The organism is Streptomyces marincola (genome assembly GCF_020410765.1).
GTDB classification, from domain to species: domain Bacteria; phylum Actinomycetota; class Actinomycetes; order Streptomycetales; family Streptomycetaceae; genus Streptomyces; species Streptomyces marincola.
Genome location: NZ_CP084541.1, coordinates 2,647,501 through 2,668,374 on the forward strand (window position 1 = coordinate 2,647,501; position 20,874 = coordinate 2,668,374).

Below are 20,874 nucleotides of genomic sequence, written 5' to 3' on the forward strand. Positions count from 1 at the left end.
GAGCGACAGATTCATGGCCGGTGGTGGAGCATCGTGGCCACGCCGGCGTCGCTGCTGGAGGTGTAGTTGATGCCGCGCAGGACTGCGACAGGGGCGCCGCGACCACGCTGGCCGAGGATGATTCCCGCGGCGGCGGCGACCAGGTCGGTGAGGGTCTCCTCCTGCTTCTTGCCGCCGTGCTCGGTCGTCCGCAGCGGGGCGATCCCGGCGGCGCCGATGGAGATGACGGTGGCGCCGCGCCGGTCGGCGCGGCCGTCGGAGTCCGCGATGACGACCGCGACATCTGCGCCGGTGTAGGTGGTCAGGGTGTCGCGCAGGGCGCGCGCGGAGGCGTCGGGGTCCACCGGCAGCAGCCAGGCGCCCTCGGTGCCTGCGCGGTCGATCCCGGCCGATGTGAGCTGGTGGCCGAGCGTGTGCCGGGCGATGATCGGACCCGTCTCGGTGGCCAGGAAGTACTCGCTGGAGGCGTCCAGGATCAGTTGCACGATCTCGGCGGGCTTGCCTGTTCGGCCAGACAGTTCCACGGCCTCGGGGCCGGGGGCGACGCTGGCCAGGTCGACATACCGCTTCTCCGTGATGGACACGACCTTGGAGGCCACGACGACCACATCCCCGTCCTCCAGTTCGGTGCCGGTACGCGTGAGGACGTCGGTGATGGCGCCTGCGAGGTCGTCGCCTGGCTGGAGTTCCGGGAAGGGCTCCAGGGAGAAAGCGGAGAAGCCGGAGGTCGGGGCGGTCATCACGAGGCTCCTGCGGGAGTGAGGACGGCGGTGTGGAGACGGGCGTGCGCGGCGGCGAGCCGTTCGGCCCGCTGCCTGGTGGAGGCGTGCTGTCCGCCGGTGAGCCAGTCGGTCACGCGCTTGAGGTAGTGCGGCCACAGCCGTCGGGCCGCTTCCAAGGCCGGAGTGGCGGACTTGACGGCGCGCCAGGCGCCTGCGGCGGGCAGCGGCCATGCGTGGTCATCGTATCCGGCCGGGTACGGGCCGAAGCCTGCCAAGGTGGTGACCATGGTTCGGAGGCGGTCGGGCTCGACCGGCCGGTCGGCGACCCGGTACAGCGCCTGCGCCCGGCCCGCAGGGCCCGGCTGCGGGTTCCACGTGGCGGTCAGGTGCAGCAGGACGGGCACGGCCTGGTGGTAGATGGCCGGCAGGTGCGGGAAGGAGCCGGCGTGCCGCTTCGGGCCGTCGACCCGCACGGAAACGACGGGCCCCACGGTGGCGGCGGACAGCAGCAGGAACGCGTCGATGCCGTACCCGTCCACACACGCCGACACCTGGGCGGGCAGGACCTCGACGGCGCGCAGGGCGGCGGCCATGGCGGCGCGGGAGAGAGCGAGGTCGCCGGCGAGAGGCTGGGGGACGTCGTGGCCGGTGACCGCGGCGATCAGCGGCCGGGCGAGGTGGTTGGTGAGGTTGGCCTCGTCCCAGTACCGCGGGTAGTCGGCGACCGCCACGGCGGCCCCGCCCCGTACGCGGTCCAGCAGCGCGGCGTAGACGGCAGGGTCGGGGCCCTGGGTGTCGGTGTCGGCGATCAGCACCGCGTCGAGGGCAGCGATTTCCGGGCGGCGGGCGGCGGCCAGGATCTGAGCGCCCTTGCCCCGCACCAGGCCGGTCAGCGGCACCTTCGCCGCCCGGGTGGCGGTGGCCGCGAAGTGCTCGGCGGTGGCCGGGGCATCGGAGGAGTCGGCGTGGACGATGACCGCGCCCGTCTCGCCGAAGGCGGTGTCGACGGCGCGCGTGACGGCGGCGATGGTGGTCGGCTCGTTGCGGCTGGGGAGGATCGCGGCGGTGTTCATCCGGCGTCGGCCTCCTTGATGAGCAGGTCGGCGGCCGTCTCGGGGCCGGGCGCGTACAGGTAGTCGAACCGGCCCTCGGCGAGCCGGCCGATGAGATGGTGGCGCCAGCACGCGAGTTCGGGGGTGTCCAGCGGCCACACCGGCCCGTACGGGATGCAGGTGACGCCGTTCAGCGGTGTGGGCAGGCCGGAGATGTAGCGGGCCAGCAGCTCGTGCAGCCGCAGCCGCTCGTTCACCGGCAGCGGCACCGCCGGTGTCAGCGCGGCCGTGGTGAGCGCAGGGTGAACGGCCAGGCGCACGACGTGGGCCAGCGGGGCCGGGGCGGTGGCAAAAGGCTCCAGAGCGTACTGAGGCTTCGGCGCGAGCGGCTGGGCCGGGTCGCGGACGGCGGCGGTGGGCTTGCCCGGCCACACCGCCAGGCCGTCGCCCATCTCTCCGAGGACGACCAGGTCGTCTCCGGCGTGGACCCAGCCACGCATCGCGAGCGCGAGCGCGGTGGACGTCTTCCCGGCGCCCTTGTCGCCGAGCAGTAGCACGGCCCGGCCGCCGGGCGCGATCAGAGCGGTGGCGTGCACGGTGACCCTGTGCTGCTGTTGGCGGGCGCGCTCGGTCGCGGTGTAGGTGACGTACGCCAGCGTCTCCGCCTCCACCGCCGGGCGGGGCAGCGTCACGCGCACAGTGTCCACGTCCGCAGCGAGGGTCGGCGTGCCCACGGTGACCTCCACAGCCGCCGTCCCCGCCGGGGCCGGTTCCAGGTGCCAGCCGCCGGGCAGGGAGGAGCCGGCCGCCCGCGCGGGCGAGGTGTCCAGGCCGTCGGGCAGCGTGAGGTGGGCGGAGACATGGCCGGTGACGAGCCGGTGCACGCTCATCCAACCGCCCGGTCGAGGTCGGCCAGTAGATCCTCGACCGGTTCGATGGCGGGCAGATACCGGCCGGTAAGCAGATCCTCCATCCAGTCGGTACGGGACAGCACGGTGCGCACCAACTCCTCCGCTTCGCCGGGTGGCGCCGCCTTCGCGGTGGTGATTTCGATCGAGGCGGGCTCGTCGTACCGGGCGCCGTTGCGCCACAGCAAGGCGATCCGGCACGGGCCGAACACGGCGGCGACCGTGCGGGCGGCGGTGTCGGCGAGCCAGCCGCCGACCTTGCCGACGTGGTAGGCCGCATTCTTCCCGAACGCCGCTTCGTTGCCCGCCAGATGGGCACCACTGATCACGCCGGTGCGGGCGTTTCCCCGGCCCACGAGGCCGTCCTCGCCGTAGTCGACGGCGGAGCCCGACAGCGTGAAGTACTGCCCGGAAAGCGGCCCGGTGCGACTGCCGCGGGTGTTGCACACCACCGCCACCCGGCCCGGAAGCCGCTCTCGAAGCAGCTCGGCCAGCTCCCGCGACGCGTCGGTGACCGCATCATCGAACTCGGCCGAGGTAGTCAGGTGCCCTGCGAGCGCGGGCACGCACACCGTGATGGTGAAGGCGTCACCGTCACGGACGGCGAGGGCCTTGATGTCGCTGCCCGCCCACACATGGCGCCGGAACCACGCCTCGGCCAGCAGCACCGCGGTCTCCGTGGCCGTGCGCGGAGCCGAACCGACAAGGTAGGCCGTGTCGTTGGAGAACGCCTTCGGCCGTTCCGGGAGGTCCGCCAAGGAGCGGGGGGCGAACCAGTGGGTGAACTTGGAGGAATCCGTCGTCTCGTGCCTCACCTCCAGTGTCACCCGATCGAAGCCCGGCAGGGCGGTGCGCAGCTGGTCGACGGCCGCCTGCTGAAGAATTTCCCGCACCGGCAGCGCCCTCCCGGCGAAGCTGGTAGAGATCCGGCCGCCGAAGACGACTCGCAGCGGCCGGTCGTACGTGCCACCTACGTCGGTGAACGCGACCCGGCCGCCGAGCACGGCGACCTTGTCCAGATTGTGGTGCAGCACCGCCCCCGCCACGTCCAGGCAGTGCCGGCTGTAGCGGATGGAGGCGAGCTCGGCGATCCCGTCGGCGAGGGTGTCGGGATGGCCGATGCCCTTGCGTTCGACGACCTCGGCGGGCAGCTCATGCGGCAGCGGCGTCCGCGGCCCGGACCACGCGCGCGTCGCGGTAGACACGGTCGATCACCTCCAGTGGGCGCCGCAGCGCCGACAGCGGGAACAGACAGGGATGGGCCGCGCCCCCGGCGCCGGCCTCAAGCACCGCGGCATACATGCGCATGCGCAGTTCGTGGTGGGTCGGCGCGGCGGTCAGCGCGCCGAGTCCGGCTTCCAGATTCCGGCCGCGCACCACGAGACGGCCCCCGTCGGCGGTGTGCAGCAGCACCTCGTGGCGGTGCCCTTCGGCGGCAGCCACCCGCGCGTCGATGCGGACCAGTCGGTTCCCCTCCAGGGTGATGTCGGCGGCGATGTAGTCCTCGGTCTCGGCCAAGCCCCGGCGGTGCTCCACATCGGCGTCCACCCTGGTCACGGGGGCGTCCATCAGCCGCAGGGCCAGGGCCAGGCCGTGGATGGCCTGCTGGTGCAGCACGCCCCCGGCACCCGCCCGGGTGCGGCGCCAGTCCCGGAAGTAAGCGGGGTCGCGGCGGCAGGACAGGTACACCTCGGCCCGCACCACCGGGGGCGGGGCGGCCAGCAGCGCGGCGACGCCCGGCGCGAAGTGCGGCTGGAAGGCGACGAAAACCCGCTCGTCCCCGGCCTGTCGCGTCAGGGCGCCGGGGCTGGTGACGACGGGCTTCTCCACCAGCACCGCCGCGCCCGATTCGGCGGCGTCCCTCGCGGCGGCCAGCGCGATGCCGGGCGGGGCGGCCACCACCACCAGTTCGGGCCGGACCTGCGCCAGCGCGTGCTGCCAGCTGGCGAACAGCCGCACGTCCGATGGCAGCGGCGCCCGCGGGGCCGGGTCGGCGACAGCGGCCACCACCAACCGGGAAGTGGCCGCCAACGCCGCCAGGTGCTTGGCGCCGACTTCCCCGGCCCCGATCAGCAGCGCACGCCTCACGCCACACCGCCCGGGACGGCCGAGCGCATGAAGGCGGCACCCTCGCTCAGGGCGTCGGCCGGGGTGTCACGAACGTGGGTCTCCAGCGCGTACGGCAACGCCGGGCAGGCGGCGTGCAGCAGCGGCAGCACTTCGCCGTACGGCACACATCCGGTGCCGGCCGGGCAGAAGACCCGGCCCCCGCCGGGCACGGGCCGGTAGTCCTTGACGTGCACGTACCCGACGTACCGGGCCAGGGCCCGCACCGTGGCAGGTGTGGCCTGGCCGACCTCGTGCAGGTTCGCCACGTCCAGCCACAGCCCCAACCCCTGCCCGTGGTATCGCTCCAACACTTCCAACAGCGGCTCGGCGTGGGCAACGGTGCACACCGGCTCGTTCTCCAGCAGCAACCGAATCCCCGCAATGTTCGCCGTGTCCAAGGCCATGGACAGCAGCGGGTCACCGAGCAGTTGCTCGGTCAGCCCCGGCTCCACGCGCAGGTGGGAGAAGACCCGCACCACCGGGGCGCCGAGAATCCGTGCGGCGGCGATAGCCCGCTCGATCCAGCCCAGCCGCTCTTGGGGCGGGACCCGGGTGGGGAAGCCGAAGGAGTCCACCCGGCCCGGCGTCGCCTCGGGTCGACACCACTTCCACAGTGGTGAGGCCAGCGCCGCTACCGTGAGGCCCCGCTCGTCGGCCAGGGCACGGATGTGCTTCAGCCGGTCGTCGGGCAGCGCCAGGACGTTGGCGCCCTCGGCCGAACGGATTTCCAGATGCCCGATCCCCAACGCCACCGCCAGGTCCATCCCCGGCACCGGATCGGGTCCGAGCTCATCAGGATTGAGTACCAACGTGCTGACCACGCGTCGTGTGGGAGCCGATTGCACAGGTCACCTTCCAGAGTTGGGCGGCAGCGTTCCGCAATGGTCACTGCCGTACCGACCCGGTCGACATCCCGCCAGTAGCCCCAAAACCCGGACAGACCCAGCCCTCGTGGACAACCCTTGGACACATGGCCAACCCGCCGCCCCGGCTTTCGCTTCAGGACGTACGCGCCGAACTGCTGCGGCTCCGCCAAGGACCCGCCCTCGGTCGGCCCGGGGCAGTCACCACGCTCAGCGACTCCCTCCGCGCCCTGCTGCTTGCCCGCCAGCCACCGCTGTCCCCCGCGGCCAGCGAGACCACCCGCCTGGTGGCGGCATTGCGTCGGGCGATCGACGGGCTGACTCCGCACGAGCGCCGCTACGCCACCGCCGACTTCAACCTGCTGCCGGACTCATGGCCCACCCTGACCGAGCGCCAGGAATCTCTCGCCCGGGTCCTGGGCTGCTCGGCCAAAACCGTCCGCCGCCATGCCGGACAGGCGCTGGACACTCTCGCCCTGCTCATCTCCGACGGCAGTTACCTCGCCGAACAGCCCCCGTCCGCTGACGCCGCCCCCGTCGGAAACGCTGCGACACAACCTGATGGGACGGAGTGCTTTTTCGGCATCACCCGCGCGGCCACCGTGCACGTGGTCTGCTCCGCCCTGCCTCGAAGCTCCGGTCGGCAGCGACCCACCGACCCGCTGTCCTACGCCCGGTACGCCGGCTTCGCCGACCTCGACGCACTCTTCTATGTGCGCGTCCGGCTTGCCCAGCGGTTCCCCACCGCGGCCATCCGCGACTTTTACCCCGGCGAGTACTACCCCGGCGACCCCGACTGCCTGATCGTCCTCGGCGCCCCACACCGCAACGGCTTCTACGCCGAGTTCGGCCCGCAGCTGCCGTATCACATCGCCCCGGACACGGGCATCACCTTCTCCGGCCACGGCGGCATCCGCCTGGCCCCCAGCTGGACGCCCGAGGGCGAACTGCTGGCGGACCTGACGGTCATCACCCGACTCATCCTCGACCGGGGCACCACCGTAATCCTGCTCGGCGGCTGCCTCACCCTCGGCGTTCTCGGCGCCGCCAAATGCCTCCTCGACGGCAAGCGCGGCCAACGCAACACCGCCTACCTCGACGGTCTCGCCCCCGGCGGCGACCTCATCATCGTCACCACCACCCGCAAAGTCGGCGGCATCACCGACACACCCGACCTCACCGCCACCGAGCCACTGCTGCTGCTCACCCGCGACACCGTCGGCGGCTTCACCACCCGCCTGGACAACACCGCGCGCCACCTGCACAGGTGAACCGGCCTCAGCCCGGAGGTCGGAGGCCACGCACGTGATCACCGCCCCACCCTGGAGGCATGACGCAGAACGCTCCCGCCCGGGGGCCCTGCGCGGGCGGTGTGGCGGGAGCGAGGCGGTCGTTCAGGGCGAAGCGTGGCCGTTACGGCTGGTCAGCGGCTGTATGCTCTGGGGTGCCCGGAGCCGGACTTGAACCGGCACGGCCCGAAGGCCAGCGAGTTTTAAGCTCACCGTGTCTGCATTCCACCATCCGGGCACAGATCCCAAGCCGTACCGGGCGCTACGCGCCAGTGTCTCGTCCGAGCTTATCCGGCGGATTCGCCCGAACACCGGTGCCCCGGGCCGATGTTGTCTGATTTTATGAGCCCCTGATGGCTCATCAAAGAGCTACTGCCCGGTCACAGGCCGTCCGCGTCAAACGCGGGGGCTTGGGCACCCTCCTGGGAATGACGCAAATCAACCCTCCGCATCCACTTAGGTACTCAGGGCTGATGGTCCTCCTCAGGTATGACGGCTTGCGCCGCCGTGTCCCCCGCGAGAACTCCACGGAACAATCATCGGGAGGGATCCCCCGGCGTTCGGCGGGGAGAAGGATGGGAACACGCCGACTCCCCACGCCCGACAGGAGGCCCGCTCGTGTCCACCTTCTCCGCCCCGGCCGCGTTCACCCCGAACGGTGCGGCGGCCGCCAAGGCCACCGACCTCACCAAGGTCTACGGGGAGGGTGAGACCAAGGTCGTCGCCCTCGACCACGTCTCCGTCGAGTTCCGGCAGGCCGAGTACACCGCCATCATGGGCCCTTCCGGGTCAGGCAAGTCGACGCTGATGCACTGCATGGCCGGGCTCGACTCGGTGTCGGGCGGCTCGGCCCGCATCGGTGACACCGAGTTGACCGGCCTCGGCGACAAGCGGCTGACCCAGCTGCGGCGTGACCGGATCGGGTTCATCTTCCAGTCGTTCAACCTGCTGCCCACGCTCAACGCCCTGGAGAACATCCGGCTGCCCATGGACATCGCGGGCCGCAAGCCGGACCCGGAGTGGCTCGACCGGGTCATCAGCACCGTCGGGCTCGGCGACCGGCTCAAGCACAGGCCCGCGCAGCTCTCCGGCGGTCAGCAGCAACGCGTCGCCGTGGCCCGCGCGCTCGCCGGCCGGCCCGACATCATCTTCGGGGACGAGCCCACGGGCAACCTGGACTCCCGCGCCGGTGCCGAAGTGCTCGGCTTCCTACGGAACTCGGTCCGCGAGCTGGGCCAGACCGTCGTCATGGTCACCCACGACCCCGTCGCCGCCGGCTACGCCGACCGCGTCGTCTTCCTCGCCGACGGCCGCGTCGTCGACGACATGGCGAACCCGACGGCGGAGAGCGTTCTCGAACACATGAAGCGTTACGACGCCAAGGGGCGCACCAGCTGACCCACGCGCCCGCGCGGCGCGCCTCGCCCCCTTCCACATCGTCGCTCCTCCCAACGCCGCGCGCCCCCGCCGCGCCCGGCGCCGGCCGCGGCGCGGCCCACCCCTGCCTTCGTCCACCCGCGCTGCCCCCCTGTACCTCTCACCGGCCCCGTCGGGGCCGGACCGATCCCCCTCCCAGGTGCCCCATGCTCAGAACCGCCCTGCGCAACGTGCTCGCGCACAAGGCCAGGCTGTTGATGACCACCCTCGCCGTCCTGCTCGGCGTCGCGTTCGTCTCCGGCACGCTCGTGTTCACCTCGACGCTCTCGGAGGCGTTCCAGCGCAGCTCCGAGGAGGGCCTCGACCACGTCGACCTGGCCATTCGGCCCGATCAGGACACCGACGCGGCCGAGAGCGGCCCCGGGGGCGCGGCCGATCTTCCGCAGGACCTGCTCGACGCCGCCTCAGGACTGCCCGGCGTGGCGACGGCGACCGGCGAGGCCACCGGTTTCGCCGCGCTGGCCGACAAGGACGGCGACCTGGTCGGCGCCGGCTGGGACACCAGCGGCGGCAACTACGACGCGGGCCGGGACGGCACGGGAACGGACCAGCGCTACCCGATGCGCGACGGCCGCGCGCCCGAGCGGGCCGGCGAGATCGCGCTCGACTCCGCCACGGCGGAACGCACCGGGTACGCGGTCGGCGACACGGCCAGGCTCTCCGTCGACGGGCCCGTGCGCGAGGAGACGATCACCGGCGTCTTCGACACCGAGGACGGCACGGTGGCCGCGGGCGGTTCGCTCGTGCTGTTCGACACCGCCACCGCGCAGGAGCTGTTCACCGCGCCGGGCGAGTACAACCGCATCACGCTCACGGCCGAGGCCGGCACCTCCCAACGGGACCTCGCCGACGCCGTCGCGCCGCTGCTGCCCGGCGACGCGGAGGCCGTCACCGGCGCGGAACTCGCCGAGGAGCAGGCCGCCGACATCGAGGCGCAGACCGCGGGCATGCGCACGGCGCTCCTCGCGTTCGCGGGCATCTCCCTGTTCGTCGGCGTGTTCATCATCGCCAACACCTTCACCATGCTGGTCGCGCAGCGCACCAGGGAACTGGCGCTGCTGCGCGCCGTCGGCGCCAGCCGCCGCCAGGTGACGCGTTCTGTGCTGATCGAGGCGTTCGCGGTGGGCGCGGTCGCGGGCACCGCGGGGCTCGCGCTCGGCATCGGCATCGCCGCCGGGCTGCGTTCCCTCATGAGCACCTTCGACGTGGCCGTCCCCGAGGGCTCGCTGGTCGTCCCCGGCTCCGCGGTGCTCGCGTCCCTGCTCGTCGGCGTCGTGGTCACCGTGCTCGCCGCCTACCTGCCCGCGCGCCGCGCCGCGAAGATCCCGCCGGTCGCGGCCATGAGCAGCGTGCACGCCGCGCCCGCCGGGCGCCGCCTGATCGTCCGCAACGTCATCGGCGCGCTGTTCGCCGCGGCCGGCGGCGCGCTCGTGGTCGCGGGCATCGGCGCCGACGACGACGGCGCGACGATGGGGTTGGGCGCGGCGCTGCTCGTGGTGGGCGTGTTCGTCCTGACCCCGCTGCTGTCCCGGCCGCTCATCGCCGCCGCCGCGCCGCTGCTGCGGGTGTTCGGCGTCCCGGGGAAGCTGGCCCGCCTGAACGCGGTGCGCAACCCCAGGCGCACGGCCGCGACCGCGTCGGCGCTGATGATCGGTCTGACGCTGATCACCGGGATCACGGTGATCGTGGACTCGCTGGCCCGCGGGGTCGACCGGATGGCGGCCGAGTCGCTGCGGTCGGACTACGTCGTCTCCATGGCCAACTTCTCCCAGCTGGCACCCGAGGTGGAGGAGACGCTGGCCCGGCACCCCGAGGTCACGGCCGCCACCGGTCTGAGCATCTCCCCCGCGCTCGTCGCTGAGGAGACGTCCGTGCTGTACGTCAACGGCGTGAACGGCGCCGCGATGGGCGAGTTGGTCGACCTCGACTTCGAGTCCGGGTCCTTCGCGGAGCTCGGCGGCGAGAGCGCGGTCATCGACACGGACACGGCGGAACGGCTCGGGCTGGGCCTCGGCGACACGTTCCCCATCGAGTTCGAGGACGGCGAGCACGGCAGCCTGACCGTGGCCGGGCTGTTCGAGGGCAACCAGATGATCCAGGGCATCCTCCTGGACGCCGCGACCCTCGACCCGCACATGGAGCGGCCGAGCGACTTCCAGGTCATGGTGCGCACCGCGGACGGGCCGAGCGAGGAGACCCGCGACGCGCTCGCGGCGGCGCTGGGCGACAACCCCGCGGTGCTCGTGCAGGACAAGGACGACGTCTCCGAGGACATCGCCTACATGTTCACCCTGCTGCTGAACGTGATGTACGCGCTGCTGGCCATGGCCGTGGTCGTGGCCGTCCTGGGCGTGATCAACACGCTGGCGATGTCGGTCTTCGAACGCCGCCAGGAGATCGGAATGCTGCGCGCCGTCGGTCTGGAACGGGCCGGAACGAAACGAATGGTGCGGCTTGAGTCCCTGGTGATCGCGCTGTTCGGCGGGGTGCTCGGGATCGGGCTCGGCGTGTTCTTCGGCTGGGCCGTCGGCGAGATGCTGCGCACCTACCTGCCGACGTACGAGCTGATCCTGCCGTGGGGCCGGATCGGGATCTTCCTGGGCCTCGCGGCGCTGGTGGGCGTGCTGGCCGCGCTGTGGCCCGCGCGGCACGCGGCCCGGCTGAACATGCTGGCGGCGATCAAGGCGGAGTGACCCCGTCGCCGGACTCCGCGCCGGCGCGTCAGTGCGGCTGCGCCTGGCGCGCGGGGTCGGGGCTGCGGTCCCGGCCGGTCGCGCGTTCGGTCCAGGCGCGGGGCCGCAGCGGCAGCACGGAGGTGCCCGTCGCGGTCGGACGGACCGCCAGGACCTGGTTGACGCCGATGCCGCCGCGTTCGAAGTTCACGGCGGACGCGGCCATGTAGAGCCGCCAGACCCGTGCGCGGCCCGGACTGGTGAGGCGGACGGCCTCGGCCCAGTTGTCCTCAAGGTTGCGCACCCAGCGGCGCAGCGTGAGCGCGTAGTGCTCGCGCAGCGACTCGACGTCCCTGACCTCGAACCCGGCCCGCTCCAGCTGCCCGACGGTGCGGCCCAGCGGCGCCAGCTCGCCGTCGGGGAAGACGTAGGCGTCGATGAACGGGTCCACCCGGTAGGCCCGTTCGTCGGCCACCGGGGGCCGCGCGATCTGGTGGTTGAGCAGCCGGCCGCCCGGCCGCAGCAGGGCGAGCAGGCGTTCGGCGTACTCGCGGTAGCGGTCGGCGCCGACGTGCTCGGCCATGCCGACCGAGGCGATGGCGTCGAACGGGCCGTCCGCCGTCTCCCGGTAGTCCTGCACCCGGATCTCCACACGGTCCGCCAGGCCCGCGCGCGCCACCCGTTCCCTGGCCAGGGCGGCCTGCTCCGCGGACAGGGTGATGCCGACCGCCCGTACCCCGTGGTGCCGGGCCGCGTGCAGCGCCAGGGACCCCCAGCCGCAGCCGACGTCGAGGAGCCGCTGCCCGGGGCGCAGACCGAGCTTGCGGCAGATCAGGTCGAGCTTGGCGGCCTGCGCGTCCTCAAGGCTCGCGGTGTCCTCCTCCCACACGGCGCACGAGTAGACCAGGGAGGGGCCGATGACCAGTTCGTAGAACGCGTTGCCCACGTCGTAGTGGTGGCTGATGGCCGCCCGGTCCCGGCGCGGCGAGTGCAGCGGCCCGGTGCGGCGGCGCACCTCCTCGCGGGGCGGTGGCGGCGGGACCGGAACGACCGGGCCCGCCAGGCGCAGCAGTTCGCCCGCGACCGCGAGCCGCTGCCGCGCGGGGATGGCGCGGTGGGCCTGGACCGGTGCCAGGAGCAGGTCGAGCGCGGCGTACAGGTCGCCCTCGACGTCGAGCTCCCCGGCCACCCAGGCCCGGGCGAGGCCCATCTCCCCGGGCTTGAACAGCAGCCGCCGCAACGCCCTGCGGTGCCGCACCACGAGCACGGGGCCGCCCGGGGGGCCGGTTTCGGAACCGTCCCACGCGCGGAGGCGGAGGGGGAGCGCCGTGCCGAGCAGCTGCTCGATCAGCGCGGCGAGCCGAGGGGCGACAACCATGCAGACACACCTCCATGAATGAGGACAAATCATCCTCGTCACCTTGGCATCGTGCCCCCGGGCAACGCCTTCCTCCACCGGTCGATTCCCGCGCCTATACCGCCAACTGGCGTAAGGAGACAGCACAAAGAGAGCGGAGGAACGCGCGAGACGCGTCGTGCGCCGGGCAGGTGCGCGCGGAGCCGGAGCACGGAGAAAGGCGGGCGGCCCGTGGCCGCCCGCCTTCCGTGCTCCCGCGCTCCCGGCCTCAGCCGGCCTTCGCCTTCGCCTTCTCGTTCGCGCCGGACGCGCCGCCGGCCCGCTCGGCCGCCGCCGCGCTGACGGGGGCCGCCGCCTCGTAGAACTCCTCGCGCGGGTGCTCCATGGCACCGAGCGAGACGACCTCGCGCTTGAGGAACAGGCCCAGGGTCCAGTCCGCGAACACCCGGATCTTGCGGTTCCACGTGGGCACGGCCATCCCGTGGTAGCCGCGGTGCAGGTACCAGCCGAGCCGCCCGCGGAAGCGGAAGGTCATCCGGCCCAGCTTGATCATCGCGACGCCCTTGCGCAGGCCGAGCCCGGCCACCGCGCCCATGCTGGCGTGCTTGTACTCCTTCTGCGGGAAGCCGCGCATGCCGGAGATCACGTTGTCGCCGAGCACCTTGGCCTGGCGCAGCGCGTGCTGGGCGTTGGGCGGGCACCAGGCGTTCTCCTGGCCCGCGGCGCGCGCGGCCAGGTCGGGCACCTGCGCGTTGTCGCCGGCCGACCAGATGTAGTCGGTGCCCGCGACCTGGAGCGTCGGCGTGGTGTCCACGTGGCCGCGCGGCCCGAGCGGCAGGCCGAAACGGGCGACCGCGGGGTTGGGCTTGACGCCGGCCGTCCACACGATGGTGTGCGAGTCGGCGGTGACCCCGTTGCTCAGCTCCACGTGGCCGTCGACGCACGAGGTCAGCGAGGTCTTCAGGTGCACCTCGACGCCGCGCTTCTTGAGGTGTTCTAGGCCCCACTCGCCGAGCTTGGGCCCGACCTCGGGGAGGATCTTGTCCGCGACGTCGACGAGCACGAAGCGCATGTCGTCCCGCGTGATGTTCGGGTAGTACTTGGTCGCGTCGCGGGCCATGTCCTCGACCTCGCCGATGGTCTCGGCACCCGCGAAGCCGCCGCCCACGAAGACGAACGTCAGCGCCTTGCGGCGGACCTCCTCGTCCGTGGTCGAGTCGGCCTTGTCGAGCTGTTCGAGCACGTGGTTGCGCAGCCCGATGGCCTCCTCGACGCCCTTCATGCCGATGCCCTGCTCGGCGAGCCCCGGGATGGGGAACGTGCGGGAGACCGCGCCGAGGGCCACGACCAGGTAGTCGAACGGCACCTCGTAGGACCGGCCGACGAGCGGCGCGACGGAGGCGACCTTGCGGTCCTGGTCGATGGAGGTGACCCGGCCGGTGAGGACCTCGGCCTTGGGCAGCACGCGCCGCAGCGGCACCACGACGTGGCGCGGGGAGATGCTGCCGGCCGCCGCCTCGGGGAGGAAGGGCTGGTAGGTCATGTACGAACGCGGGTCGACGACGGTGACGGTTGCCTCGCCGTAGCGCATCTTCTTCAGGATGCGGCGGGCCGCGTACAGTCCGACGTACCCGCCACCAACGACGAGAATGCGGGGACGCTCCGTGGTGCTCATGCCATCGAGTATCCACCCGACCCCGGGGGGCAGCTCGTGAGGGGCTTCACAAGCCAGGTGGCCGTTTCTGCTACAATCCGCCCCTTTGCCTCCGATGCGCGCTGGCGCCCGTTCCCGCCCGGACGGCAACGTCGCAGGTCGCGCCCGGTTCGTGCCGGTACTTCCCCGACGCGCGCCACCGGCGGGACGGCCGGGAAAACCCGGCCCGCGCGGGTTTGAAGCGTGTCGCGGGGGCCCGGAACGCCTCTGCGGGGGCCGGTTCAGGACACCCCGGCGGCACCTCATGTGAAAAACTTCACGAGAGAATGTCACCGTACGGGCGACGCACAGGAACGGCGGCCCGCGCCGCCGCCCCCGGCCCGGCGCCCGAGCCACCGAAGGCCGTACACACACCCGCGAACACCGATGTCCACGCGAAGGCGTACCCCTATGACTCAGATGACCGTGACCGTGCGGGAGGCCCGCGCGCACCTCACCGACCACATCGACCGGGCCGAGGAAGGCGTCCCGACCGTCATCACGCGCCACGGCGCCCCGGTGGCCGCCGTGGTGCCGATCGCGGACTACGAGGCGCTGGAGGAGGCGGCCGACATCGTGCTGGCGCGCGAAGCCGAAGCGGTGCTGGCCGCGGGCGGCCCCACTGTGCCGATGGCGGAGGTGCTGGCCGACCTGTTCACCGAGCGGAAGGGCGAGGCGGTGTGACGTCCTCCGTGCCGCGAGGTGGGCGACCGGCGGGATGTCCACCGGAACCTGTGACGCCCCGGCCGGCGCCGCACCCGCGGCGCGGCAGGTCCTCAGCGCGTCCCGCTCGCCGCGTAGTGGGCCAGGCCGTCCAGGATGTCGTGCTCGCTGACGACGACCTCGGCCGCGCCGGTGCGTTCCATGACGCGGGCGAGCACCAGCGCGCCCGCGCCGATGACGTCGGTCCGCCCGGGGTGCATGACGGGGATCGCGGCGCGCTCGGCGTGCGTGGCGGCGAGCAGGCGGTCGCTGACCTCGCGCACCCGCGCCGCGGTCAGCCGCGTGTGGTGGATGGCGGCCGAGTCGTACGCGGGCAGGCCGAGCGCGATGCCCGCGACGGTGGTGACCGAGCCCGCGAGTCCTACCAGGGTCGCCGTCCCGCCGAGCGGCACGCGTTCCGCCGCCAGGTCGATGGCCGCGTCGATGTCGGCGGTCATGGCGGCGATCTGCTCGGGCGCGGGCGGGTCGGTGACCCGGCCGTCGCGCACGAGGTGCCGTTCCGTCAGCCGGACGCAGCCGATGTCCACGCTGCGGGCGGCCCGCACCTCCTCGTCGCCGAGCACGAACTCCGTCGAGCCGCCGCCGATGTCCAGCACCAGGTAGGGCGGTGCCATGCCGTCCCGGCCCGCCAGTCCGCGCGTGGCGCCGTCGAAGGAGAACGCGGCCTCCTGGTCGCCCGTGATCACCTCGGGCTCGACCCCGAGGATGTCGCGCACCCCGCGGGTGAACTCCTCCCGGTTCTCCGCGTCGCGCGTGGCCGAGGTGGCGGCGAACCGGATCCGGTCGGGCGTGACGCCGTGCCGCGCGATGGCCTCGGCGTAGGCCCGGCAGGCGCCGAACGTCCGCTCAAGCGCCTCGGGGGCGAGCCGTCCCGTGCGGTCGACGCCCTGGCCCAGGCGCACGATCTCCATGCGCCGGTCGAGGTCCGTCAGCCGGCCGGTGACCGGATCGGCGTCGGCGATCAGCAGGCGGATCGAGTTGGTGCCGCAGTCGATCGCGGCGGCCTTCGTCATGCGTCGTCCCCCCGGGAAGCCGTTCCATCGGTGTCCGCGTCGGTGTCCGCACCGGTCTCGGGACCTGTGCCGTCCCCGCCCCGGTCCTGGCCGCCGACCGCGACGCAGGGCCCCTTGCGCCACCACTCGGGCAGCGCGGCCAGCGCCTCGTCGCCCAGCGGGTTGACGCCGGGACCGGCCGCGAGCGCGTGCGCGACCAGCACGTGCAGGCACTTGACCCGGTCGGGCATGCCGCCCGCGCTGGGGAACCCCGGCAGCACCTCGATGGCGTCCCTGCGCGCCAGGTAGTCCTCGTGCGCGGCCCGGTACGCGGCGGCCAGGTCCGGGTCCGCGGCCAGCCGGGCGGTCATGTCCTTCATCATGCCCTCGGCCTCCAGCGTGCCGATGGCCGACGCCGCGCGCGGGCAGGTCAGGTAGTAGGTCGTGGGGAACGGCGTGCCGTCCGGCAGCCGCGGCGCGGTCTCCACCACGTCGGGGTTGCCGCAGGGGCAGCGGTGCGCGACCGCGCGCAGGCCGCGCGGCGGCCGGTTCAGCTGGCTGCGGATCGCCTCGGTGTCGGTCGGGGTCGGGGTTTCCACGGAAGTCTTCGTCTCTCCGGCGTCTGTGCTCGGCGCCGTCGCCTGCGTGGCGGTCCCGGCGCGGTCAGCGGGTCGGTCGGGCCCCGTCGGCGCGGTCGGCGCGGTCGGCGCGGTCGATGGTCTCCCACAGGGAGTCGTACCAGGGCCCGGGGGCGGGCGCGCCGCGGGTGCGGCGGCCGTCCTCGTCCTCCTCGCCGTCCGCCGCTTCCTCCTCCTGCGGGAGAACGTAGCCGACCTCGCCGGGGCGCAGGAAGTTCAGCCGCTCACGGGCCTGCTGCTCCACGAAGGAGGGGTCCTGCCAACGCGCCTTGTCGTCCCGGAGTTCGGCCACGCGCGCGCGTTCCTCCTCCGTCTGCCGGCGCAGCTCGTCGATGTCGGCGCGCTGCTGGATGTACTGCCGCAGCGGGTACGCGAGGGCGACGATCAACGTGCAGACGACGAGCGCGAGAACGGCGGCCCGGCCGGTGAGCCGGCTGCGCCGGGGCGGGCGGCGCAGCCGCCGGTTCTGCGCGCGGTACACGCGCTCGGCGGCCTGCTCGCCCAGGGCCCTGAGCCTGGTGGCGGTGGAGAACCGGTCCCGGTCCGCGGCCACATCGCCTCCCTGTTCGCCCTCGGGGTCCGCCGCCGGGTCCGGAAGGCGCGGGCCGGTCGGCGGCCCCGGCCTTCACCGTTGCCTGTCCCCGCCACCGTACGGGACGGACGGCGGGGACGTGGGCAGGGAGCAGGCTGTCAGCCGCGGAAGCGCGGGAACGCGCTGCGTCCGGCGTACACGGCGGCGTCGTCGAGGATCTCCTCGATGCGCATCAGCTGGTTGTACTTGGCGACCCGCTCGGAACGGGCGGGGGCACCGGTCTTGATCTGGCCGCAGTTGGTGGCGACGGCCAGGTCGGCGATGGTGACGTCCTCGGTCTCGCCGGAGCGGTGGGACATCATGCACTTGAAGCCGTTGCGCTGGGCCAGCTCGACGGCGTCCAGGGTCTCGGTCAGGGAGCCGATCTGGTTGACCTTGACCAGCAGCGCGTTGGCGGCGGCGGAGTCGATGCCGCGCTGGAGCCGCTCGGGGTTGGTGACGAACAGGTCGTCGCCGACGATCTGCACCTTGTCGCCCAGCTCGGCGGTGAGGGCCTGCCAGCCCTCCCAGTCGTCCTCGCTCAGCGGGTCCTCGATGGAGACCAGCGGGTAGGCCGCGGCCAGTTCGGCGTAGTAGGCGGTCAGCTCGCGGGCGCTGAGGCTCTTGCCCTCGAAGGTGTAGACGCCGTCCTGGTAGAACTCGGTGGCCGCCACGTCGAGGGCCAGCGCGATGTCCTGGCCCGGGGTGTAGCCGGCCTTCTGGATGGCCTCGACGATCAGGTCGAGCGCCTCGCGGTTGGAGGACAGGTTCGGCGCGAAGCCGCCCTCGTCGCCCAGGCCGGTGCCGAGACCGCGCTCCTTGAGCACCTTCTTGAGGGTGTGGTAGGTCTCCGCGCCCCAGCGGACGGCCTCGGAGAACGACTCGGCCCCGATGGGGGCGATCATGAACTCCTGGATGTCGACGTTGGAGTCCGCGTGGGCGCCGCCGTTGAGGATGTTCATCATCGGCACGGGCAGCTGGTGCGCGTTCGGGCCGCCGAGGTAGCGGAACAGCGGCAGGTCGCGGGACTCGGACGCGGCGTGCGCGACGGCCAGGGACACGCCCAGGATGGCGTTGGCGCCGAGAGAGGACTTGTCCGAGGTGGCGTCCAGGTCGAACATCGCCTGGTCGATCAGCCGCTGCTCGGTCGCGTCGTAGCCGACCAGCTCGGGGCCGATCTGCTCGATGACCGCGAGAACGGCCTTCTCCACGCCCTTGCCGAGGTACCGGTCCTGGTCCCCGTCGCGCAGTTCGAGCGCCTCGAAGGCGCCGGTGGAGGCCCCGGACGGCACCGCGGCGCGGCCGGTGCTCCCGTCGTCGAGGCCGACCTCGACCTCGACCGTGGGATTGCCTCGCGAGTCGAGGATCTCGCGGGCTACGACGACGTCGATGGACGGCACGAGGGTCTCCTTTGGGTCCGAGTGGATCTTCCGTGGCGTTTTCAGCCCTCTGAGCCTAACCCCGCCCAGGGACAACGCCACCCTCACCCGGCCCACCGGCCCCCGGGGGCACGCCGAACGCGCAGCTCAGCGGGCCCGCGAGGCGCCTCATCTTTTTGTTTACAAGGTGAAGAAAACCCGGTGCGGCCGGGTGGCCCCGGCCGCACCGGGCGTGCGGACCGGTCAGACGCTCAGCTGCTGCCCGGGGTAGATCAGGTTCGGGTCGTCGCCGATGACGGACTCGTTGTCGGCGTGCAGCTGCTGCCAGGTGGTGCCGTGCGCGTCGGCGATGCGGGACAGCGTGTCGCCGGACTCGACGGTGTACTGGTCGCCGGACGCCGGGGCGGGTGCCTCCTCCTCACGGGCCGGGGGAGCCGACTGCGGAACGGCCTCGGGCTGCTCCCGCTGCTCCTGCTCGGGGGCCTCGGGGGTCTGCGCCGACCCGCCGGGGTCCACGTCGGCGGCCGGGCCGCCGGCGGACAGGCCGGCCTGGGGGCCGCAGGTGGGCCAGGCGCCCGGGCCCTGCATGGACAGCAGCTGCTCGGCGGCCGAGATCTGCTGCTCCTTGGTGGCCTGGTCGGCGCGCGGGGCGTACTGGGTGCCGCCCGCCGCCTCCCAGCTCGACTGGGTGAACTGGAGGCCGCCGTAGAAGCCGTTGCCGGTGTTGATGGACCAGTCGCCGCCCGACTCGCACTGGGCGACGGCGTCCCAGGTGTCGACGGAGGCGGCGTTCGCGCCGGTGGCGCCGATCAGCGGGATGGCGACCGCGGCGCCGGTGACGGTGGCCGCCGTGGCGAGGCGGGCCGGTGTGGACGGACGGCGGTGACGGCCCTTGCCCGTGAACAGCATGACGTTCCTTCTCACCGACGCCTGCGAGGTGAGCTGTCGGGTTCGGGTCAGGTGAGTTGCCCGGCCCCGAGTGCCTTGCGGCGCCCGGGGCTTCACCCCAAGCCGCTCGGGTCCCTCGCGTTCCTCGGGTCCTTCGCGGCATCCGCGGTCCGGCGTCGGCCGGCCCGTGGCCTGGGTCCCCCGCTCCTGCCTGCGGTGCTGCGCGTGGTGGTACCCGGGGCCGTCGGCAGGATTCGGCGTTACGGCTCCGGCGCCCGGTATCGCACCGGGCGCAGGGACACTAATCACACGGCAGCTAACGATTCAAGAACGAAGAAGATCACCGGCGCGCCGGGGCTTGACGCGCGTTGATCTTTATTGCCGCAGGTCAGCGGTGGCGCGAGCGGGGGGACGAGTCGGACACTTGCGACCCAACGGGGAGATGATGGTCACACTTGACCGGCCGTGAGATCGCCTCCGCGACCCGGCTCCTAACGGCTCGTGACACTCAGATCGAGCATCTGACCAGGAAGTATGTAGTCCGGATCATCACCAATGACCGTTTCGTTCGCGGCGTGCAGGGCCTGCCAGCCGCCGGTCACCCCGTACTCCACCGCGATGGCGGACAGCGTGTCCCCCCGCCGGACCTCGTGGCGGTCCGCGTGCCGCCCACCGCCCGCCTCGCCCGCCCGGTCCGCCTCCGCCGGGTCCGGGTCGCCGCGGTGCCTGCCGCCGCGCGAGGTGTCCCCGCCCTGCTCCCCGGCCCGTTCGTCCCGTCCGCCCTCCGCGTGCGCCTCCGGCCGCTCGCGGTCCCCGCCCGCGCCCCCGCCGGGAGCGGCGCCGCCGCCCGCCTCGCGCCCCGCGTCCGTCCCGCCGCCGGCCGGCTCGCGCTCGGCCTCGCCCGCGCCGCCGGCGCCCGAGGAGCCGGCGGACCCGGCCGCCGGCTCCTCGGGCGCCGGCGGCGCCGACCCGGTGGTGCCGTCGTCCGCCGCGGTCCCCTCGTCGGTCCCGGCGGCGGGCGGCTCGGGGGCGGCCGAGTCCTCGGCGCCGCCGAACTCCTCCTCGACCTGCGCCTCCTCGGCCTCCTCCGCCCGGTCCACCTCGTCCGCCTCCTCGCGGAACTCCTGCCACAGACCCGAGAGCACGCCGCAGGAGGGGAACGCCTCCTTGCCCTGGTCGGCGAGTATCCGCTCGGCCACGGCGATCTGCTGGGCGCGGCTGGCGAGGTCGGGCCGCGACGCGAACTCGATCCCGCCGTAGGCCTGCCACATGCCGAGCGTGAGCTGCAAGCCGCCGAAGTACCCGTTGCCCGTGTTGGCGCTCCAGAGCCCGCCGCTCTCGCACTCGGCCGCCCTGTCCCACGTCTCGTCCGCCACGGCCTGCGCCGACCCCGCGCTCAGCAGGGGCAGGGCCATTCCCGCGCCCGTAACGCCTGCGGCGACGATGAAGGCCGGAGCCTGTCGCGGACGACGATGACGACCAGTCCCGGAGCGCATCTGATGGGCCTCCCATGCGAACAGTGATGCGGTTGAGGGGAACCTAGCCCTCCGTCCACACGATCACAAGCCGATCCCATGCGGA

18 protein-coding genes, 1 tRNA gene and 1 riboswitch are annotated in these 20,874 nt (G+C 72.9%); of the genes, 4 read left to right on the plus strand and 15 right to left on the minus strand.

Going from position 1 to position 20,874, the window contains the following annotated elements:
• Positions 1 to 11 precede the first annotated feature (11 nt).
• The 6 genes from LC193_RS11150 to LC193_RS11175 are packed head-to-tail and all read right to left on the minus strand — an operon-like array spanning position 12 to position 5,612.
• Positions 12 to 740 carry a coenzyme F420-0:L-glutamate ligase gene (locus LC193_RS11150; protein ID WP_226073723.1) on the minus strand — a complete coding sequence of 243 codons (729 nt, stop codon included), beginning with the start codon at positions 738 to 740 and terminating at the stop codon, positions 12 to 14.
• A complete protein-coding gene (locus tag LC193_RS11155) occupies positions 740 to 1,795 on the minus strand; it encodes a glycosyltransferase family protein (protein WP_226073725.1) in 1,056 nt (351 codons plus the stop codon). The genes LC193_RS11150 and LC193_RS11155 overlap by 1 nt, the downstream gene beginning before the upstream one ends.
• Entirely contained in the window at positions 1,792 to 2,664 is an 873-nt protein-coding gene (locus tag LC193_RS11160; RefSeq protein WP_226073727.1) for a hypothetical protein, read from the minus strand. The genes LC193_RS11155 and LC193_RS11160 overlap by 4 nt, the downstream gene beginning before the upstream one ends.
• On the minus strand, positions 2,661 to 3,887 hold the full coding sequence (locus tag LC193_RS11165) for a methionine adenosyltransferase (protein ID WP_226073729.1): 1,227 nt from the start codon (positions 3,885 to 3,887) through the stop codon (positions 2,661 to 2,663). Before LC193_RS11165 ends, LC193_RS11160 begins: the two co-directional genes overlap by 4 nt.
• Entirely contained in the window at positions 3,835 to 4,770 is a 936-nt protein-coding gene (locus LC193_RS11170; RefSeq protein ID WP_226073731.1) for a Gfo/Idh/MocA family protein, read from the minus strand. The genes LC193_RS11165 and LC193_RS11170 overlap by 53 nt, the downstream gene beginning before the upstream one ends.
• Positions 4,767 to 5,612 carry a sugar phosphate isomerase/epimerase family protein gene (locus tag LC193_RS11175; RefSeq protein ID WP_226073733.1) on the minus strand — a complete coding sequence of 282 codons (846 nt, stop codon included), beginning with the start codon at positions 5,610 to 5,612 and terminating at the stop codon, positions 4,767 to 4,769. The genes LC193_RS11170 and LC193_RS11175 overlap by 4 nt, the downstream gene beginning before the upstream one ends.
• A gap of 149 nt (positions 5,613 to 5,761) precedes the next feature.
• Between LC193_RS11175 and LC193_RS11180 the strand changes: the two genes are divergently transcribed.
• Positions 5,762 to 6,925 (plus strand): hypothetical protein, encoded by a 1,164-nt coding sequence (locus LC193_RS11180; protein ID WP_226073736.1) that lies wholly within the window; start codon positions 5,762 to 5,764, stop codon positions 6,923 to 6,925.
• A 174-nt stretch (positions 6,926 to 7,099) separates the two neighbouring features.
• Here LC193_RS11180 and LC193_RS11185 read toward each other — a convergent pair.
• A tRNA-Leu gene (locus LC193_RS11185) sits at positions 7,100 to 7,181 on the minus strand.
• Between the two features lie 380 nt (positions 7,182 to 7,561).
• Here LC193_RS11185 and LC193_RS11190 point away from each other — a divergent pair.
• Both LC193_RS11190 and LC193_RS11195 read left to right on the plus strand, forming a co-directional pair.
• Entirely contained in the window at positions 7,562 to 8,341 is a 780-nt protein-coding gene (locus LC193_RS11190) for an ABC transporter ATP-binding protein (RefSeq protein ID WP_226073738.1), read from the plus strand.
• Positions 8,342 to 8,526: 185 nt separating this feature from the next.
• Entirely contained in the window at positions 8,527 to 11,073 is a 2,547-nt protein-coding gene (locus LC193_RS11195; protein ID WP_226073740.1) for an ABC transporter permease, read from the plus strand.
• A gap of 28 nt (positions 11,074 to 11,101) precedes the next feature.
• Here LC193_RS11195 and LC193_RS11200 read toward each other — a convergent pair whose 3' ends face one another.
• Positions 11,102 to 12,430, minus strand: coding sequence for an SAM-dependent methyltransferase (locus LC193_RS11200; protein WP_226073742.1), 1,329 nt, complete (start codon positions 12,428 to 12,430; stop codon positions 11,102 to 11,104).
• 247 nt (positions 12,431 to 12,677) lie between these two features.
• Positions 12,678 to 14,084, minus strand: coding sequence for an NAD(P)/FAD-dependent oxidoreductase (locus LC193_RS11205; protein ID WP_226073744.1), 1,407 nt, complete (start codon positions 14,082 to 14,084; stop codon positions 12,678 to 12,680).
• A 429-nt stretch (positions 14,085 to 14,513) separates the two neighbouring features.
• On the opposite strand from LC193_RS11205, the gene LC193_RS11210 reads away from it, so the two are divergent.
• Positions 14,514 to 14,786: a type II toxin-antitoxin system Phd/YefM family antitoxin gene (locus LC193_RS11210; RefSeq protein WP_226073747.1), complete on the plus strand. Its 273-nt coding sequence runs from the start codon at positions 14,514 to 14,516 to the stop codon at positions 14,784 to 14,786.
• 92 nt (positions 14,787 to 14,878) lie between these two features.
• On the opposite strand, the gene LC193_RS11215 is transcribed toward LC193_RS11210, so the two are convergent.
• The 6 genes from LC193_RS11215 to LC193_RS28975 all read right to left on the minus strand — a co-directional run bounded on the left by LC193_RS11215 (position 14,879) and on the right by LC193_RS28975 (position 20,708).
• Positions 14,879 to 15,838 carry a Ppx/GppA phosphatase family protein gene (locus LC193_RS11215; RefSeq protein ID WP_226073749.1) on the minus strand — a complete coding sequence of 320 codons (960 nt, stop codon included), beginning with the start codon at positions 15,836 to 15,838 and terminating at the stop codon, positions 14,879 to 14,881.
• Positions 15,835 to 16,416, minus strand: a complete 582-nt coding sequence (locus LC193_RS11220; RefSeq protein ID WP_226073751.1) for a DUF501 domain-containing protein — start codon at positions 16,414 to 16,416, stop codon at positions 15,835 to 15,837. Before LC193_RS11220 ends, LC193_RS11215 begins: the two co-directional genes overlap by 4 nt.
• Before the next feature lie 64 nt (positions 16,417 to 16,480).
• The gene (locus tag LC193_RS11225; protein ID WP_226073753.1) at positions 16,481 to 17,008 is read right to left on the minus strand and encodes an FtsB family cell division protein; all 528 of its coding nucleotides are present in this window, start codon (positions 17,006 to 17,008) and stop codon (positions 16,481 to 16,483) included.
• Between the two features lie 137 nt (positions 17,009 to 17,145).
• Complete coding sequence (gene eno, locus LC193_RS11230) at positions 17,146 to 18,426, minus strand: phosphopyruvate hydratase (RefSeq protein WP_226073755.1); 1,281 nt, start codon at positions 18,424 to 18,426, stop codon at positions 17,146 to 17,148.
• A 222-nt stretch (positions 18,427 to 18,648) separates the two neighbouring features.
• Positions 18,649 to 19,314, minus strand: a complete 666-nt coding sequence (locus LC193_RS11235) for a transglycosylase family protein (RefSeq protein WP_226073757.1) — start codon at positions 19,312 to 19,314, stop codon at positions 18,649 to 18,651.
• Positions 19,315 to 19,317: 3 nt separating this feature from the next.
• A riboswitch (cyclic di-AMP (ydaO/yuaA leader) is annotated at positions 19,318 to 19,462 on the minus strand.
• Positions 19,463 to 19,784: 322 nt separating this feature from the next.
• Positions 19,785 to 20,708, minus strand: coding sequence for a transglycosylase family protein (locus LC193_RS28975; protein WP_318842146.1), 924 nt, complete (start codon positions 20,706 to 20,708; stop codon positions 19,785 to 19,787).
• Between the last annotated feature and the right edge of the window lie 166 nt (positions 20,709 to 20,874).